Consider the following 17,015-nt stretch of genomic DNA (forward strand, 5'->3'; position numbering starts at 1 on the left):
GATGAGCCCGACCCCGACCACCTCCGGAAGCCAGGACCCCATGTTCGAATCCGTCAGCGTCCTCCTCGCCGAGCACGAGGACCTGCAGACGCAGCTCTCCGACCCGGCACTCCACGCCGATGCCGCCCGCGCCAAGAAGGTCAACCGGCGCTACGCGGAGCTGAGCCAGATCAAGGCGGCCCACTCCGCCTGGATCCAGGCCGGCGAGGACCTCGAGGCCGCGCGCGAGCTCGCCCGCGAGGACGAGGCCTTCGCGGAGGAGGTCCCCGAGTTGGAGGAGTCGCTGCGGGTGGCGCAGGAGAAGCTGCGGCGCCTGCTCATCCCGCGCGACCCCGACGACGGCCGCGACGTCATCATGGAGATCAAGGGCGGCGAGGGCGGAGCCGAGAGCGCGCTGTTCGCGGCCGACCTCCTCCGGATGTACCTCCACTACGCCGAGGCGAAGGGCTGGAAGACGGAGATCCTCGACCGCGACGAGTCCGACCTCGGCGGCTACAAGAACGTGCAGGTCGCGATCAAGAGCAACGCCACCGATCCCTCGCAGGGCGTGTGGGCGCACCTCAAGTACGAGGGCGGCGTGCACCGGGTGCAGCGCGTCCCCGTGACCGAGTCGCAGGGGCGGATCCACACCTCGACCACGGGCGTGCTCGTGTTCCCCGAGGTGGACGCGCCCGAGGAGGTCGCGATCAATCAGAACGACCTGAAGATCGACGTCTACCGCTCCTCCGGTCCCGGCGGGCAGTCCGTCAACACGACCGACTCCGCCGTGCGGATCACCCACCTCCCGACCGGCATCGTCGTGTCGATGCAGAACGAGAAGAGCCAGCTGCAGAACCGCGAGGCGGGCATGCGCGTGCTCCGCGCTCGCATCCTGGCCCGCCAGCAGGAGGAGATCGCCGCGGCGGCCTCGGACGCGCGCAAGACGCAGATCCGCACGATGGACCGCTCCGAGCGCATCCGGACCTACAACTTCCCCGAGAACCGCATCGCCGACCACCGCACCGGCTACAAGGCGTACAACCTCGACGGCGTGATGAACGGCGCGCTCGACCCGGTGGTGGAGAGCGCCATCCAGGCCGACGAGGAGGCCCGCCTGGCCGACATCGGCTCCGAGGAGGCGTGACCCTCGTGACCACCGGTGTCGACGCGCGCACCCTCCTCGCGGACGCGGTCGCCCGCCTCGCCGCCGCCCGCGTCCCCACGCCGGACGTCGACGCGGAGCTGCTTCTCGGGCACCTGCTCGGGCTCGGCCGCGGCCGGCTGCAGGCGCGCCTCATCACGGGGTTGAGCGTCGACGAGGAGCACGCCGCGGCGTTCGCGAGCGCGATCGAGCGCCGGTCGGCTCGCGAGCCCCTGCAGCACATCACCGGGATCGCACCGTTCCGCTCGCTCGAGCTCGCGGTCGGACCCGGCGTGTTCGTCCCGCGCCCGGAGACCGAGGGCGTCGCGCAGATCGCGATCGACGCGCTCCGCGCGGTCGTCGACCCGGAGCCGATCGCCGTCGACCTCGGCACGGGCAGCGGAGCCCTGGCGCTCGCGCTCGCGCACGAGGTGCCGCACGCGCGCGTGATCGGGGTGGAGAACGCTCCCGAGGCGTTCATCTGGGCCCGTGGCAACCGCGAGCGGCTCGGGCTCGAGAACGCCCGCATCGTCTTCGACGACCTCGCCCGGGCGCTTCCCGAGCTGGACGGCACCGTCTCCGTCGTCGTCTCCAACCCGCCCTACATCCCGGCCGCCGCCGTCCCGCGCGACCCGGAGGTGCGCCTGTTCGACCCGCCCTCGGCGCTCTACGGCGGCGAGGACGGCCTGGACGTCGTCCGCTCGCTCTCGGCGACCGCCCTCCGCCTGCTCCGCTCCGGGGGAGTGCTGGTGATGGAGCACGGCGAGCTGCAGGGCGCCGAGATCCGCGCCCTGCTCACCGCCGACGGCTGGCGCGGAGCGACCACGCAGCGCGACCTCACCGGCCGCGACCGCGCGACGGTGGCGGTGCGCTGACGCGTCGCGGAGCTCTGCTAGCCTCAGCGGCGATCCGGTGGCCGCACCGGGCAGGCAGGCTCGGGAGGCTCGCATCGCCGCTGCACGCGATCGGCCGCGCCGTGGGCTCCGCCGCCCGCTGCTGATCGTCCTGGCCGTCGTGGTGGTCGCGGCCCTCGTCGTGGTCGCCGTGCGGCTCCTCGAGCGGAGCGACGGAACTGCTCCCGTGGCCTGCGCGCCGTCGTCCGCCTCCGCGTCGCCCGCGCCTGCCATCGGCTCGGTCGACGACTACCTGGGCGGCCGGTCCTACCTCCGCGGCGTGAACGTGTTCGACCTGCAGTCGCGCGTCGACGTCGGAGTCGACTGCACCGCCGGGAATCCGGCCGAGAGCTACGAGTTCCTGGCGGACCGCGGGCTCACCCTGGTCCGGCTCGCGGTGCCCTGGTCGCTCCTGCAGCCGCAGGCCGACGGGGAGAGCACCGACGACGCTCTGGCGAAGGGGCTCGATCCGGCGGCGGTCGCGCTGCTCCGGACCGAGATCGCCGCCATCGGCGCCGCCGGTATGCGGGCCGTGCTCGACCTGCACAACAACGGCACCTATCCGGCGAGCCAGGGCGATCTGCCCGAGGGGACCGTCTGGTTCGGATCCGGGCTCTCGGTATCCCAGGCGCAGCGGGTCTGGACCCTGCTCGCGGCGGAGTTCCAGGACGACGGACGCATCGCCGCCTACGACCTCTTCAACGAGGTGAAGCGGTCGCTGGTCCCCGTCGAGACCTACAAGGCCTACACGGAGGCCGTGGTGTCGGCCGTCCGGGGGACCGGCGATCGGCACACGATCTGGGTCGAGGGGATGCGGGAGGCGACGACGGGCACGGTCGCTGCGATCGCACCCGACGGGCCGTGGATCCAGGACCCGCTGGACCGGATCGTGTACTCGCAGCACTTCTACCCCGGCGGCACGGGCACGACCCTGCGCTCGGACAAGCAGGGCGGCACCGACGAGCAGGTCTTCGTGGCGGCGGTGACGACCTTCGGGCAGTGGTGCCGGCGGTACGGGGTGCACTGCTCGGTCGGGGAGGTCGGCTGGCCCAGCGATCAGAGCCTCTCTCTCACCGCGGGCGGCGCGGGCTCCTGGACGGACGTCGGCGAAGCCTTCTACACAGCACCGACTGGCTGTTCCCGCTGATCGAGAACGACGAGCCTCTGGTGGTGGTCGCCGTGGGCGGCACGCCGGAGTCCTCGGCCAAGGCGGCGGAGGCGGTCGCCGCCCGCACGTCCCGGATGACCTGGCTCGCGTACGACGGATTCGACCAGCAGTGGCACGGCATCGGCGAGGAGCGGCCGCTCGCCGAGTCGCTCGCCCGTGCCGATCTCGTCCTGGTCGGGATGGGCATGCCCCGCCAGGAGCGCTGGATCCTGGAGAACCGGGACCTCGCCCCGCGGGCGGCGTTCGCGAACGTGGGGGGCTGCCTCGACTACATCGCCGGCACGCAGGCGCTCGCCCCGCGGTGGATGGGCGCCCTGGGCGTGGAGTGGCTGTTCCGCCTGGCGCGCGACCCGCGCCGGCTCGCGGCCCGCTACCTCCTCGAGCCACTGCAGCTGCTCCGCATCGTCCTGTCCGGTCGGTCCCGCGCGAAGCGGACGCCCGGCCCGTGCGACTATCCGCGGCCCTCCGGCCGGGTGTCGACCGGAGTCGGTCCGCACTGATCCCCGCCGGCGGGCCGCCTCAGGCCTGAGCGGAGTACTTCTCCTCGGTGGCGGCCTTCGCGGGGCGCCACCAGTCCTCGTTGGCGCGGTACCAGTCGATGGTGGCGGCGAGTCCGGCGTCGAAGTCGGTATAGCGGGGGCGCCAGTCGAGTTCGGTGCGCAGGCGGGTGGAGTCGATGGCGTAGCGGAGGTCGTGTCCGGCGCGGTCGGTGACGTGGTCGAAGGCGTCCTCGGGTTGTCCGAAGGCGGTGAGGATGCGGGTGACGACGTCGAGGTTGCTCTTCTCGCCGTCGGCGCCGATGAGGTAGGTCTCGCCGATCTCGCCGCGGTCGATGATGGCCCAGACGCCGGTGTTGTGGTCGTCGACGTGGATCCAGTCTCGGACGTTGGCGCCGGTGCCGTAGAGCTTGGGGCGGATGCCGTCGATGGCGTTGGTGATCTGGCGGGGGATGAACTTCTCGACGTGCTGGTAGGGGCCGTAGTTGTTGGAGCAGTTGGAGATCGTGGCGCGCACGCCGAAGGAGCGCACCCAGGCGCGCACGAGGAGGTCGCTGGCGGCCTTGGTCGAGGAGTACGGGCTGGAGGGGTTGTACGGGGTGTGCTCGGTGAAGCGCGCGGGGTCCTCGAGCTCGAGGTCGCCGTACACCTCGTCCGTCGAGATGTGGTGGTACCGCACGTCGTGCGCGCGCACCGCCTGCAGGAGCGCGAAGGTGCCGATGACGTTCGTCGCGAGGAAGGGCGTCGGGTCGTGCAGGGAGTTGTCGTTGTGCGACTCCGCGGCGAAATGGACCACCAGATCCGCGTTGGCGACCAGCCGGTCCACCAGCTCGGCGTCGGCGACGTCGCCCTCGACCAGCCGCACTCGGTCGGCGACGGGGGCGAGGGAGTCGCGGCTGCCCGCGTAGGTGAGCTTGTCGAGCACTGTGATCCGCGCGTCGGGACGCTCGCGCAGGGTCAGGTGGACGAAGTTGCTGCCGATGAAGCCGGCACCGCCGGTGACGAGGATCCGCACGGGTTCTCCTGGAGGTCGGGAAGGTCGGGGGAGGCCGGGCTCAGCGGCCCGCGTTCACGCCTTCGAGGCTGAGCAGGCGGTGGAGGTAGGCGCCGTATCCGCTCTTGACCAGCGGTGCGGCGAGCTCGGCGAGGCGGGCGTCGTCGATCCAGGAGTTGCGCCAGGCGATCTCCTCGATGCAGCCGATCTTGAACCCCTGCCTCTGCTCGATCACGCGCACGAACTCCGTCGCCTCGATCATGGAATCGAAGGTCCCGGTGTCGAGCCAGGCCGTTCCCCGGTCGAGGACCTGGACGTTCAGCCGCCCCGCCTCGAGGTAGCGCTCGTTGATCGTCGAGATCTCGAGCTCGCCGCGGGCCGAGGGCGTGATCGTCTTCGCGATCGCCACGACGTCGTTGTCGTAGAAGTAGAGGCCGGGCACGGCGTAGTTGCTGCGCGGCTGCTCGGGCTTCTCCTCGATGGAGACGGCTCGGAAGTGCTCGTCGAACTCGACGACCCCGTAGGCGCGCGGGTCGGCGACCTGGTAGGCGAAGATGACGGCGCCCTCGATCGTGGTGTTCGCCGCGAGGGCGGTGCCCAGGGCGGTGCCGTGGAAGATGTTGTCGCCCAGGACCAGGGCGACCGACTCGTCGCCGATGAACTCCTCGCCGATCAGGAACGCCTGCGCGAGCCCGTCGGGGGAGGGCTGCACGGCGTACTCGATCCGCATGCCCAGGCTCGACCCGTCGCCCAGCAGGGCGCGGAACTGGTCGTTGTACTCGGGGGTCGTGATCACGAGGACCTCGTCGATCCCGGCCATCATCAGCGTCGACAGCGGGTAGTAGATCATCGGCTTGTCGTAGATCGGCATCAGCTGCTTCGAGATGCCCTTGGTGATCGGCCACAACCGCGACCCCGAACCACCCGCGAGGACGATGCCCCTCATCGGAGCAGCCCCGGGTGAGGAGCTGCGGCGGGGGTCCGCTGCACCGCCGAGGGGAGCGTGAAGATCTGCGGGGAGAGGGTCACGGAGCCGACTCTATCGGCGGCGCCGCGGTGCCTCCGCATGCCGGTGCGGCGGGCGCGGAACCCGTGGCGGGGACTGACGGTCGAGCGACCGCTGCCGACGCGATCCGACTCCGTGAGCGGCGCGCACGCCGCCCCCGCCTCCGTATCGCGCCTCCCACTCGGAGGCCGCCGGGCACGGGGATAACTTCTCCGACGTCCGCGGCTCCGCCTGCCGCGACGGAGAGAGGTACCGCCCTGTGCACGAGGTCATCGACCAGCGGGATTCCGCGCTCCTCCCGTCTCCCGGTCCCTGCCGCCGATCCCCCCTGACGGGGGGGAGTCCGCCCGTGCTGACCATCGGGATCGTCGCCCTCGACGCCTGGCACGCGGCTCCGCTCGAGCGCGCCTGGCGCCGCCAGGGGCACCGCGTGGTCGTGGTGACCGGTGACCCGGAGGGGTTCAGCGGGGCGGAGCTCCGCCCCAGCGTGCTCGCCCGCTTCCTCGAGCCCGCCCGCCGGAGGGGCGCCGGGTCCGTCGGGCTCGCCGTCGTCACGCGCCGGGCCCGCCGACTGCTCGCTCCGGAGCGGCCCGACCTCGTGGTGGCTCTCCCGGGGACGGCCGTGGAGCTCGCCGGGCTCGCTCCGACGACCGTCCTCCTGGCCGACGACCTCCCGGCACTCCCGCGCCTCCGGTTCGAGGAGGAGCGCCGCGGTGCTGTCGTCGTCACCCCGACGGAGCGGCTCGCGTCAGCCCTCGCGGGAACGGTCGTGCCCCTGGGCCTGCCCGACGCGTCGTTCCCGACGCCGTCCGCCCCCGACGGGCCCCTCCGCTTCGCCGCCGTGGGAGCCTCCGGTCTCGACCGGGGCACCGAGCGGCTCGATCTCCTCGCCCGGCTGGACGGCACCGAGTACGTCACCGTGATCGACGACGGCGGCGGCATCGCCGACGACCTCGCGTCGGGGCTGCGCTCCGTCGGCGAGCAGGACCGCGACGGCGTCGTCGAGGTGCTCCGCCACTCCCACGTGTACGCCCACCTGACGCCGACGACGACCGGCGCGGCCGCCGGACTCGACGCGCTGGCGAGCGGGCTGCCGGTCCTCGCGATCGAGTCGAGCGTCCTGGCCGATCTCTGCGCGGCGGGGGCGGGCGTGGTCCTCTCCGACGACGCGACGCGCGAGGACTACGAGGACGCCCTCCATCGGCTCCGGCGCGAGTGGACGGCTCTCTCCCGGGGGGCCGCCGAGCTCGCGCGGGAGCGCCCGTGGTCCGTCGCGGCCGAGGAGATCCTCGCCCTCGCGGAGGGACGCGTCCGTGTCGCCTGAACCGGTTCCTGCTGTCGGCGCCTCCGCCGACGCGATGCTGCCGAACGCCGTCGCCCTGCGCCTGGCCGCCGTGCTGGTGCAGTACACCCTGCGGACGCACGGCGTCCGCAACCTCGTGGTGAAGGGCGAGGGTCTGCACCGCCAGGGGATCCGCGCGCCGATGACGTCGGCCGACGTCGACCTCTGGGTCGACCCCGAGCGCTTCGACGAGGCTCTCGGGCTGCTCGCCTCGATGGGCTGGCGCCGCCGCGCCGAGGCTCTCAGCTGGACGCTCTTCGTCGACCACTCGATCACGCTCGTCCACCCCTCGTGGCCGTGCGACGTCGACGTCCACCGCTCCTTCCCGGGTGCCTTCGAGGAGGAGCGGATCGTCTTCGACCGCCTCTGGGCGGCCGCCGAGGATCTGCCGCTGAGCGACGAGACCCTGCGGATCCCCGGGCGCGCGCACCACCTCGTGCTGCACGCCCTGCACCAGCTGCGCAGCGCGCGCTCCGCCTCGGCGACCACGGCGCTGGCGGTTCTGAAGGCGCACGCCGCCGGCCTTCCGAGCGAGGAGCGCGAGGCGATCCGCGACGCGGCCGTCGAGCTCGGCGCGCAGACGCCGATGACGGAGCTCCTCACCTCCTGGGGAGTCCCCGCCGCGCCCGAGGAGCGCTACCGGCAGGCCCAGATTCTCTGGGACGTGCGCCGCAGCTCCGACCGGCACACCTTCGACTGGCTGCACGCCGTGGCGTCCGCTCCCTGGCGCCTGAAGGGAGGCCTGCTGGTGAGAGCCGCCTTCCCCACCCGCGCGGATCTCGAGGCGAGCCATCCTGAGGCGACGACGGTCCGGCGTCGGCTCCGGCTCCGGGGGGAGCGGACCCTGCGGGCGCTCCGAGGCCTCCCCTTCGCCCTCACCGGTTTCGCCCGGGTGGCGCTGAGCGGCCGCAGCGAGGAGCAGGGCCCGGCGTCCTCGTTCGAGGCGATCGCGGAGGCCACGGCGCCGGCGAGCGACCTCCCGGCCTCGTCCGATCCCGCGGCGAGCGCCGTGCATCCGGTGGAGGCCTCCGCCGAGGCGCAGGGGGGCAGCGCGCCGCCGGCCCAGCGCTTCGCCGTCGAGCGCACGGACGGTCAGGTCTACGTGCTCGACCTGTCCCGCCCGTCGGTGCCCCCGATCGTGCTCTCGCTGAGCGCCGCCTCGGTCTTCGAGGCCGTGATCAGGCAGCGCCGGCCCCGGGACGAGGTCGTCGACCTCCTCGCCGATCACTACGACGTCGACCCCGGGACGATGGGCCGCGACGTCGACGCCGTCCTGGCCGAACTCGACGTCCGCTTCCCGGGCGCGGTTCCCGACGGGGCGCTCTCATGAGGGCAGCCCGTTCCCGTTCCCTGCGGATCCTGCACGTCCTCGACTCCTTCGAGGACGGGGGCGCGCAGCGTGTGGCCCTCTCCCTGTGTGCGTGGAGCCGCGAGCACGGCTGCGAGACCGCCTACTGGGGGCGTCCCGGGCCGCTCAGCGACCGCGCCGCGCAGGAGTCGCCCGTCTTCGTGGTGCCGAGACCCGGACAGGGCTTCGCGGCCGATCTGCGCGAGCTCGCACTCGCCGTCCGCCGGTTCCGCCCGCACGTCCTGCACGCCCACCAGCGCCGCGAGGCTCTGCTGGCCCTCCTCGTCGGCGCCGCGCTCGGTGTCCCCGTGGTCGAGCACGCGCACACCGAGCTGCCCGGGATCGACAGGCGAGCGCTCTCCTTCCGCTCCCGGCGGGTGTTCGCCGTCTCCGCCTCAGTGGGGCGGATGGTCGTCGAGGGCTACGGCCGCCCGCAGGATCGCGTCGTGGTCACCGGCAACGCCCCGGCGAACGTCACCGCGGAGCCCGCGAGCGCGCCGGAACTCGCCGAGCCGGTCGTCCGCGTCCTCGGCATCGGGCGGCTCGCGGAGCAGAAGGACCCGGTCCGCTTCCTCGCGGCCGTCGAGGCCCTCGCCCGGGTCCGGCCCGTCACCGGCACCTGGCTCGGCGACGGTCCGATGCTGCCGGTGCTGCGCGAGCGCGCCCGGGGAGCCGGAGTGGTCGACTTCGCCGGTCCGTCGGCGGACGTGACCGGAGCGCTGGACGCGGCGCACCTCCTCCTGTCGACCTCGCGGTGGGAGGGGACTCCGCTCGTGATGCTGGAGGCGATGGCCCGCCGTCGCCCGGTCGTGGCGACCGACGTCGGCGGTGTGGGCGAGCTGCTCGCCGACGGTCGGGGCCTCCTGCTCCCCGCCGACGCCGACGGGGAGCGGATCGCCGAGCTCCTCGCCGCCGCTCTGGAGCGACCCGAGGGGCTCCTGATGCAGGCCGACCGCGCGAAGGCGTGGGTGGACGAGGCCGCCTCGCCCGACGCCGTCTTCGGACCCGTCGTCGCCGCCTACCGCGAGCTCGGGGGCCGACGGTGAGCGGGGGCGTGCACTCGGTGACCGTCGTGGCTCCCTGCTACAACGCGATCGCCCGGCTCGACGGCTTCCTCGCGCGGCTCGCACTCACTCTCGGACCGGGGACGCGGGTCGTCCTCGTCGACGACGCGTCCTCGGACGGCACGGCGGAGGTGCTCGAGAAGTGGGCCGAGGGACGCGAGGACGCCCGGGTCCTGCTCCTCGAGCAGAACGGCGGCGTCGCTGCCGCCCGGAACCGCGCCCTCGACGGCATCGACTCCGAGTTCGTCTGGTTCGTGGACGTCGACGACGAGTGGGACACGGAGATCCTTCGGACCCTCACCGCCGAGGCCGAGCGGACGGCGGCCGACGTCGTCGTCTGCCGGGCGCTCTACCGCACCCGGCAGTCGACCTCCGGACGTGTGATCGACGGCCTCGACCGGCGCGAACTGGTCTCGTCCGAACTCGCTCTCGAGCGGATGGCGTCCGGGCGCCTGCACGGCTTCCTCTGGAACAAGCTCTTCCGCCGCGCCGTCCTGCAGGAGGAGCTCTTCCCGCGCTTGAGCTCCCAGTCCGACTTCGTCGGCGTGCTGCGGGCCGTCCAGGCGGCGGAACGGGTGCTCTTCGTGCCGGAGATCCTCTACTCCTACGTCCACACGGCGTCCTCGATCACCCGTCGGCGCGACCCGGACCTCCGGAACCTCCTGGTCTGCGCCGAGGAGATGCGCGCGGCGCTCGCCCGCACGTTCGAGGAGGTGCCGCGCCCGCTGTCGGACTGGTTCACGACCTGGTTCTACGCCGTCCCCGTCGCACTCACCCCGATCCGCCAGAACTCCGACCCGGCGCTCGTCGAGACCGGAGTCCGGCTCGGATCGGAGGCGCTGCGGCACGTCCGTGTGCTCCGCTCCGCGCGGACGCCGCGGCTGCTCGTCCTGGGGCTGGTGCTCAAGCACGTCCCCGCCGCCTTCACGGCGCTCAGCCGGATCCTCTACGCCGTGCACGACTCCCGCCGCCGGCTCTCCGATCGGAGGAGCACCCGATGGACGACGTGACCGTCCCCGTGCAGGCGGCCGCGACCGGACCCTTCCGCACCTCCGCTCCGTTCCCTCCCTCCCGCACCGACCCCCGAGGAGCACCGGCATGACCTCCTACATCACCGGCCGCATCGAGCGGATGCCGGCCAGCATCACCACGCTCGACGAGGCGGCGGAGGCCGTGCTCGAGCTGTCCCGGAGCGGCCGCGACGAGCTGGTCGTCACGCCGAACACCGACCACTTCGTGCGCTGGAAGCACTCCGGCGAGTTCCGGCGGTACTACGGCCGGGCATCCCTCGTGGTGCTCGACGGGGCGCCTCTGGTCTGGCTGGCCCGCTCGTACGGTCACCGCACGGCGAGCCGCGTGACGGGCATCGACCTCTTCACCGAGGTCTGCCGTCGCGCGGCGCTCGAGGGCGCACCGATCGCTCTCATCGGCGGACGCCCCGGAGTCGGCGATCGCGCAGCCGCCGAGCTGCAGCAGCGCTTCGCCGGGCTGCAGGTGCCGGTCGTCGTCTCGCCGGAGCCGGCCGAGCTCGCGGACGACGCCTACCTCGCCCGCCTCTCCTCGACCCTGCGCGCGGCCGACGTCCGCATCGTCGCGCTCTGCCTCGGCTCCCCGAAGCAGGAGGAGGTCCGCGAGCGCCTGCTCGCCGTCGGCGGCACGGGAGCGGTGTGCCTCGGCGTCGGCGCCGCCGTGGACTTCCTCGCCAGCGAGATCCCGCGGGCGCCGCTCGTGGTGCAGCGCCTCGGCCTCGAGTGGGCGCACCGGCTCAGCCGGGAGCCCGGCAGGCTCTGGCGGCGCTATCTGGGCGACGCCGTGCGGGTGCTGCCGAGCGTGGTCGCGGCCCTCCGCTACCGGGTGCGCCGTGCCGTCCGCTGAGCACGCGGGAGTCGCCGCCGCCGCCGAGAGGCCGCTGGTCCTGGTCTGGAAGCGCGCGTGGCTGCAGGACTCCGAGACGTTCGTCCGCAATCAGATGCACGGACTCGAGCGCTGGCGCGCCCTCGGAGTGGGCCTCGAGCGCACCGGCTCGGGCGTCCTCCACGACCGCACGGACATCGTCCTGCACGATCCGATCACCCCTCGCGGGCGGCGGTCCCTCCTCCTGCGGTGGTTCGGAGTGTCACGACGGCTCGACGCGATCGTCGATGAGCACCGGCCCGCCCTCATCCACGCGCACTTCCTCATCGACGCCGTCTCCATCGCGCGGTACGCACGGAGGAGGCGCCTCCCGCTCGTCGTGACGGGGCACGGCTACGACGTGACCAGCTGCCGCTCGCGACCGGAGCTCCGCGCCTGCTCCGCCCCCTCGCCCGAGCTCACCGCGCCCTCGAGGCCCGCGCCGTCTTCCGCACCGCGCTCGCGGTGATCGGGGTCTCCCGCTTCATCACCGACGGGCTCCTGCGCCTGGGGGCGGACCCGCGGCGCACCGGAGTGGGCTACATCGGCGTCCCGACCTCCCGCCCCGAGGCCGCACCGGCTGCGGAGCGCGCGGGAATCGTCTTCGTCGGACGCCTCACCGACAAGAAGGGCGTTCCGGATCTGCTCGAGGCGGTCGCCGCCCTCCCCGGACCGATCCGCGACGTCCCCCTGACCGTCGTCGGCGACGGCCACCTGCGGGAGGCGCTCGTCGAGCAGGCGGCGCGGCTGGGCCTGCAGGTGACCTTCACCGGCTCCCTGCCCCCCGCCGAGGTCGCCCGCATCCTCGCCGGCGCCGCGGTCTTCTGCGCACCGTCGCGGACCGCGGCGACAGGCGACTCCGAGGGCTTCGGCATGGTCTTCCTCGAGGCCGCGCTCGCAGGCGTCCCTGTCGTCTCGTACCGCCACGGCGGCGTCCCGGAGGCGGTCCAGGACGGCGTCACCGGGCTGCTCGTCTCGGAGGGGGACGTGCCCGGCCTGACCGGGGCGCTCGCCGCCCTGCTCCGGGACCCGGACCGCGCGGAGCGGATGGGCGCGGAGGGGCGGGAGCGCGTGCTCGCCTCGTTCGACCTCGCCGAGCGGATCCGCGACCTCGAGGACCTCTACGACCGGGCGGCCGGCCGATCGATGCCGACGACGACGGACGGAGATCGCGGATGAGCCGCGCCGAGCACCGCGCCGACGATCCGCGACCGGGCCTCCGTCCGGCCTCCGCCGGGCGGGAGAGGTGAGCCTGCGCCGGAGCACCGTCGACGCGACCGCCTGGACGGCGGTCTCGTTCGCCGTCGCGCTCGTCGTGCAGCTCGGGCAGTTCGCGCTCCTGGCGAGACTGCTGGACCCCTCCGAGATGGGGATCATCGCGATCGTCGCCCTGCTCAACGCGTTCGTCGACATCTTCCTCGGCATGGGGGTCGCCCAGGCGATCATCCAGCGCCGGCGGGCGACCAGCTTCGAGCTCTCGTCGGTCTTCTGGCTCAACCTCTCCATCGGGCTCCTGGTCACCGTCGCCGTCCTCCTGGGCGCCGCACCGATCGCCTCCCTGCTCGGGTCCGCCGCCGCGGCGCCGGTCCTCAGCGTTGCCTCGCTCGTGTTCGTGGGCAGCGCAGCCGGGCAGGTGCCGAGAGCGGTGCTCGAGAAGGGGATCCGGTTCCGAGCGGTCGCCGTGTCCGAGACGATCGCTCTCGTCGGCGGCTTCGCCGTGACGGTCTGCCTCGCGGTCTCGGGCGCGGGGGCGCTCTCCTATGCGTGGGGGCTCGTCGCGACCGCGGCTCTGCGCTCCGTGCTCGCCCTCGTGCAGGCCCGCCGCTGGTTCCGGCTGCGGTTCCGGTTCCGGATCCGCGAGACCGCCCGCTTCCTCTCCTTCGGCGTCTTCCAGACCCTCGACGGCATCGTCAACTACCTGGGCTCGAACGCCGGCTCGCTCGCGATCGGCCGCCTGCTCGGACCGGCCCAGCTGGGCGGGTACACCCTGGGATACAACCTCGCCGTGAACCTCCCCGCGAGGGTCAACCCGATCGTGACGCGGGTGATGTTCCCGGTGTTCTCCTCGATCCAGCACGACCGTGAGCGCGTCGCGCGGAACCACCTCCGCGTCACCGCGGTGCTCAGCATGGCGAGCATCCCGCCGCTGATGCTGGTGGCGCTGCGCTCCGAGGAGATCGTGCGGCTGTTCTACGGACCCGGCTGGGGCTGGATCGCGGGCATGACGAGCGCACTGACGGTGGTGGGCGCGGTGCGGGCGATCGGCAATCCGGTCGGCTTCATCCTGATGGCGATGGACCGGGTGCGGTTCGGGCTGGTCGTGAACATCGTGAAGACCGCGATCACGGTCCCGATGATCGTCGGCGGGGGAGTGCTGTTCGGACTCGACGGCTTGATCGGCGGGCTGCTGCTCTCGAGCGCTCTCGGCTTCGCCGTCACCTGCGCCGTGCTGCGGGTGGTGCTCGGAGTGCGCCTCGGCGCGTTCCTGCGCGCGTGCGCCGCGGGGCCGCTGCTCGCCGCACCGATGGCGATCGTGCTGCTCCTGCTCCGCCTGCTCCCCGAGGGCGCGCCCCTGCGGCTGCTCCCGGTGGAGCTGGCGCTCGCGGGCCTTGTGCTGGGAGCGACCGCCCTCCTGGCGCCGGGGCGCGACATCGCCGAGGCGCGATCGCTCGTCCTGTCGCGACTGCCCGCCCGGCTCCGGCTCGGCTCCGCCGCCCCGGTCGAGGTCGCCGTGGTGCTGGCCGCCGAGGAGCGCTTCGACGGCAGCGGGGGAGCCGTGGCGACCTGGGTCCGCGAGACGGTGTCCCGGTCCTCGCTCCGGATCGCCGTGCACGCGCCGTGGTCGTCGGCGTCACCGGGCGTGGACGTCAGGCCCCATCGTCTGTACCGGCGGATCTACGCGGTTCAGCGGCGCGCGGCACTCCTCCTGGCGCATCGGCGCGACAGCGACCCGGGCGCCGAGCTGCGCCGGCTGTCCTTCGGCGGGCGCTTCTGGCTGCTGGTGCTCGCTCCGTCGCTGCGCCGTGTCCCGACGGTCTGGATCCACAACCGCCCCCGCTACGCCGTGCGCCTGCGCCGCCTGGGCTACCGGGGGCGGATCGTCGCACACCTGCACAACGACCTGCTCGATCACCTGCCACCCGATCCCGCCGCCGCCCGGCGCTACCTCGACGCGGTCGACGAGTGGATCTTCTGCAGCGAGTTCCTGCGCGCCCGGGCGGTCGACCGGTACGGCCTGATCGCCACAGCCGTCCTGTACAACGGGGTCGTCCCTCCGCCCGAGGTCCCGCCGGCGCCGCTCGGCGGTACTGCGGAGGCGGTCTTCGCCGGGAGGCTGGTGGCCGAGAAGGGAGCCCGCGAGGCCGTCGAGATCGTGAGGCGGATGCGGACCGAGCACGGCGCCGATCTGCGGCTGGTCATCGCCGGCGCATCGGGCCTCGGGGACGACGCGACGCCCACCCCGTACGTCCGAGCGCTCGACGAGGCTGTCGCCGCCCTGCCCGGCGTCGTGCGCCGGCTCCCGTTCCTCCGGCACGAGGACCTGCTGGAGCTGTTCGGCTCCTCGGCGCTCCTGCTCTACCCCTGCCGCTGGGACGAGCCGTTCGGGATGGTGGTGGTGGAGGCGCTCTCGCGGGGGATCCCCGTCTTGACGGTCGAGCGCGGAGGCCTCCCCGAGATCCTGCGCACCTCCGACGGAGTGGTCGACGGATCCGTCCTCGTCCCGCCGGGCACGGAGGAGGAGGTCGCGGACGCCGTCCTCGCGGAGCTCCCCGCCCTCATCCCCTCGCTGCGCGATCCCCGGCGACGCGCGGAGGTCGCTGCGGCGTCGCGGCGCCGAGCGGCGGACTTCGGCTGGCCGGGCATCGCCCGCCGCGCGGACGAGCTGCTGGCAGACCCCCGTGGCTGAGGCGCGGGGCCGCCGCGCGCACGCGGATCGACGTTCCGCGCCAAGCCCGTCGAGGCTCGTGCCGCGCGATTAGTGTCGGCGCGACATGCCACCTGCATCCCCTCTCCCGCCCGCGTCCGCCGACGCCACCGCCTCTCCCGTGCTGCTCGATCCGCCTCCCGCCCCGGACCGGCGCCCGCGGACGACCCTTCCGCCGCGAGAGGTCGGCCCGTCGTCCCGGAATCGGCGCGCCGCTCCTCCGCTCCGCCAGACGGAGGCCGCCACCAGCACCTCCGCGGAACGGCTCTGACATGGGCCGCCACGCCGACGACGCCCTCCTCCGCCGCCCGACCGCCTCTCGTCCCTCCGTCATCGCCGCGACCCGCGTCACCGACGCTCCGGAGACCCGCGGGCGGCCGTCGCGCGCGCCGGCGGATCCCGCTCAGCGGCGGCACGAGCGGATCGTCCTCGTCTTCCTCGCGGTGCTCCTGGCGCTGAGCGTCGTGCAGCTCTACACCCTGGGCCCCGTCACCGCTCCGGTCGCCTGGAGCCTGCTCTTCCTCCCGTACTCCGTGGCGCGGCTGCGCGGCGGGCGGATCGACCGGTTCGTGGTCGTGGTCCTCCTCGTGATCGCCGGCACCCTCTTCGCGCTCACCTACTCCGGAGCACGCGCGGCCGCGCTGCGCGACGTGGTCTCCGTCGTCTCCTTCCTCACTCCGTACCTGGCCGTCCGCGGGCTCGGCGACGGCGCCTGGCGTGTCGTCGGCCGCGCCCTCAACTGGGCGGCGCCCGTGTTCCTCCTCCAGGTGACGCTCACGATCCTCTTCCAGCTCGATCCCGTGCAGGAGACCGCCTACCTCCGGTGGCCGGAAGCGGTGCTGTTCTCCGACATCTACGTGCGGGACATCTTCACGACGTCCTTCAACAACGTCCTGCAGGAGAAGTCGGGAGGGTTCTTCCTCAACGGCAACATCGCCTCGATGTACATGGCCACGACCGGCGCGCTGGCCTTCGCCGTCTGGAGACGGCAGCGGGGGAGTCTCCTCCTGCTCGTCGCCGTCGCCGGGCTGGTCGGCGCCCTCTTCACGCTGTCCAAGACCGCGATCGTCCTCGCGATCGTCCTGCCCCTGCTGGTCGCCGCGATCCGCGGACTCAAGGGACGCAGCCTCGGTCCGGTCGCCTGGATGATCACCATCCCCTCCGGGATCACGGCCGTGTACGCCGTCGCCGTGTCCTTCCCGCAGCTGGCGGAGGCGGGCGTGCTCACGCTCGGGGCCCGCGGCGACTTCCTGCGCCTGGCTGCGAGCGCGTTCCCCGACAACTGGCTGCTGGGGCTGGGGTACGGCGGATGGCAGGAGCTGTGGCTGGCGCGCGGGTCGCAGTTCACCCAGCACAGCGAGCCGCGCCCGCCCCACAACCTCCTCGTCACCGCGTGGACCAACGGCGGGCTCCTGATCGCGCTCCCCGTCCTCGCGTTCCTCCTCCTCGCCACCGTCGCCGTCGTGCGCCTGCTCCTCCGGGTCGCCCGGAACGAGGCCGTCGCCGTCGGGGCGCTCGCCGTCGCCGTCCTCTGGACGTTCCTGCACGGGATGGCCGACAACACCACCTGGTTCGGCGATCAGCACTCGCTCGCGACGCTCGCCGTCTCCGTGGCGCTCGTGGGCGTCCTGTCGGCGGAGGCGCCCGCCACGCCGGGCCGAGTGCCTCACGGAAGCGCTCCGGCGGCCTCGGCCGGCGCGGGTCGGGCGCCGCTGCGACGGCCGCCGAGCCCCGGCCTCGGGCGGCGCTGACGCGACCGCCGCGC

The 17,015-nt window shown here is 73.4% G+C and carries 15 protein-coding genes; 13 read left to right on the forward strand and 2 right to left on the reverse strand.

The annotated features are described in order from the left end of the window. Window positions 1-40: 40 nt before the first annotated feature. The 4 genes from prfA to C5C37_RS04165 are packed head-to-tail and all read left to right on the forward strand — an operon-like array spanning window position 41 to window position 3,681. On the forward strand, window positions 41-1,123 hold the full coding sequence (prfA, locus tag C5C37_RS04150; protein WP_104232724.1) for a peptide chain release factor 1: 1,083 nt from the start codon (window positions 41-43) through the stop codon (window positions 1,121-1,123). Further along, window positions 1,120-1,995: a peptide chain release factor N(5)-glutamine methyltransferase gene (prmC, locus tag C5C37_RS04155; protein ID WP_104237567.1), complete on the forward strand. Its 876-nt coding sequence runs from the start codon at window positions 1,120-1,122 to the stop codon at window positions 1,993-1,995. The genes prfA and prmC overlap by 4 nt, the downstream gene beginning before the upstream one ends. A gap of 37 nt (window positions 1,996-2,032) precedes the next feature. Further along, on the forward strand, window positions 2,033-3,160 hold the full coding sequence (locus tag C5C37_RS17710; protein WP_104338517.1) for a glycoside hydrolase family 5 protein: 1,128 nt from the start codon (window positions 2,033-2,035) through the stop codon (window positions 3,158-3,160). A gap of 20 nt (window positions 3,161-3,180) precedes the next feature. Next, entirely contained in the window at window positions 3,181-3,681 is a 501-nt protein-coding gene (locus C5C37_RS04165) for a WecB/TagA/CpsF family glycosyltransferase (protein WP_219814461.1), read from the forward strand. A 19-nt stretch (window positions 3,682-3,700) separates the two neighbouring features. Here the strand turns inward: C5C37_RS04165 and rfbB are convergent, their stop codons facing one another. Beyond that, complete coding sequence (rfbB, locus tag C5C37_RS04170) at window positions 3,701-4,693, reverse strand: dTDP-glucose 4,6-dehydratase (protein WP_104338519.1); 993 nt, start codon at window positions 4,691-4,693, stop codon at window positions 3,701-3,703. A 40-nt stretch (window positions 4,694-4,733) separates the two neighbouring features. Continuing rightward, window positions 4,734-5,618: a glucose-1-phosphate thymidylyltransferase RfbA gene (rfbA, locus tag C5C37_RS04175; RefSeq protein WP_104223010.1), complete on the reverse strand. Its 885-nt coding sequence runs from the start codon at window positions 5,616-5,618 to the stop codon at window positions 4,734-4,736. A gap of 409 nt (window positions 5,619-6,027) precedes the next feature. Here rfbA and C5C37_RS04180 point away from each other — a divergent pair, with 409 nt between their 5' ends. The 9 genes from C5C37_RS04180 to C5C37_RS04220 all read left to right on the forward strand — a co-directional run bounded on the left by C5C37_RS04180 (window position 6,028) and on the right by C5C37_RS04220 (window position 17,001). Next, window positions 6,028-7,002, forward strand: coding sequence for a hypothetical protein (locus C5C37_RS04180; RefSeq protein ID WP_104268474.1), 975 nt, complete (start codon window positions 6,028-6,030; stop codon window positions 7,000-7,002). Continuing rightward, on the forward strand, window positions 6,992-8,350 hold the full coding sequence (locus tag C5C37_RS04185) for a PqqD family peptide modification chaperone (protein WP_146085182.1): 1,359 nt from the start codon (window positions 6,992-6,994) through the stop codon (window positions 8,348-8,350). Before C5C37_RS04180 ends, C5C37_RS04185 begins: the two co-directional genes overlap by 11 nt. Then, window positions 8,347-9,414, forward strand: coding sequence for a glycosyltransferase family 4 protein (locus C5C37_RS04190; RefSeq protein WP_104260109.1), 1,068 nt, complete (start codon window positions 8,347-8,349; stop codon window positions 9,412-9,414). The genes C5C37_RS04185 and C5C37_RS04190 overlap by 4 nt, the downstream gene beginning before the upstream one ends. 8 nt (window positions 9,415-9,422) lie before the next feature. Beyond that, the gene (locus C5C37_RS04195) at window positions 9,423-10,442 is read left to right on the forward strand and encodes a glycosyltransferase family 2 protein (protein ID WP_181127367.1); all 1,020 of its coding nucleotides are present in this window, start codon (window positions 9,423-9,425) and stop codon (window positions 10,440-10,442) included. A gap of 88 nt (window positions 10,443-10,530) precedes the next feature. Next, on the forward strand, window positions 10,531-11,307 hold the full coding sequence (locus tag C5C37_RS04200; protein ID WP_104319111.1) for a WecB/TagA/CpsF family glycosyltransferase: 777 nt from the start codon (window positions 10,531-10,533) through the stop codon (window positions 11,305-11,307). Then, window positions 11,294-11,794, forward strand: coding sequence for a glycosyltransferase (locus tag C5C37_RS04205; protein WP_104338522.1), 501 nt, complete (start codon window positions 11,294-11,296; stop codon window positions 11,792-11,794). The genes C5C37_RS04200 and C5C37_RS04205 overlap by 14 nt, the downstream gene beginning before the upstream one ends. Continuing rightward, window positions 11,791-12,504, forward strand: coding sequence for a glycosyltransferase (locus C5C37_RS04210; protein ID WP_104338523.1), 714 nt, complete (start codon window positions 11,791-11,793; stop codon window positions 12,502-12,504). Before C5C37_RS04205 ends, C5C37_RS04210 begins: the two co-directional genes overlap by 4 nt. Window positions 12,505-12,571: 67 nt before the next feature. Next, entirely contained in the window at window positions 12,572-15,232 is a 2,661-nt protein-coding gene (locus C5C37_RS04215) for an MOP flippase family protein (RefSeq protein WP_104338524.1), read from the forward strand. Window positions 15,233-15,522: 290 nt separating this feature from the next. Then, window positions 15,523-17,001: an O-antigen ligase gene (locus tag C5C37_RS04220; protein WP_104272661.1), complete on the forward strand. Its 1,479-nt coding sequence runs from the start codon at window positions 15,523-15,525 to the stop codon at window positions 16,999-17,001. Window positions 17,002-17,015 lie beyond the last annotated feature (14 nt).

Origin of the sequence: Rathayibacter sp. AY1F9 (genome assembly GCF_002932155.1) — a bacterium.
GTDB lineage: Bacteria > Actinomycetota > Actinomycetes > Actinomycetales > Microbacteriaceae > Rathayibacter.

Bases quoted from the DNA above. Each gene is read 5' to 3' on its own strand.
- C5C37_RS04220 (WP_104272661.1), top strand. From the start codon at position 15,523: ATGGGCCGCCACGCCGACGACGCCCTCCTCCGCCGCCCGACCGCCTCT.
- rfbA (WP_104223010.1), bottom strand. From the start codon at position 5,618: ATGAGGGGCATCGTCCTCGCGGGTGGTTCGGGGTCGCGGTTGTGGCCG.
- C5C37_RS04200 (WP_104319111.1), top strand. From the start codon at position 10,531: ATGACCTCCTACATCACCGGCCGCATCGAGCGGATGCCGGCCAGCATC.
- C5C37_RS04190 (WP_104260109.1), top strand. From the start codon at position 8,347: ATGAGGGCAGCCCGTTCCCGTTCCCTGCGGATCCTGCACGTCCTCGAC.
- prfA (WP_104232724.1), top strand. From the start codon at position 41: ATGTTCGAATCCGTCAGCGTCCTCCTCGCCGAGCACGAGGACCTGCAG.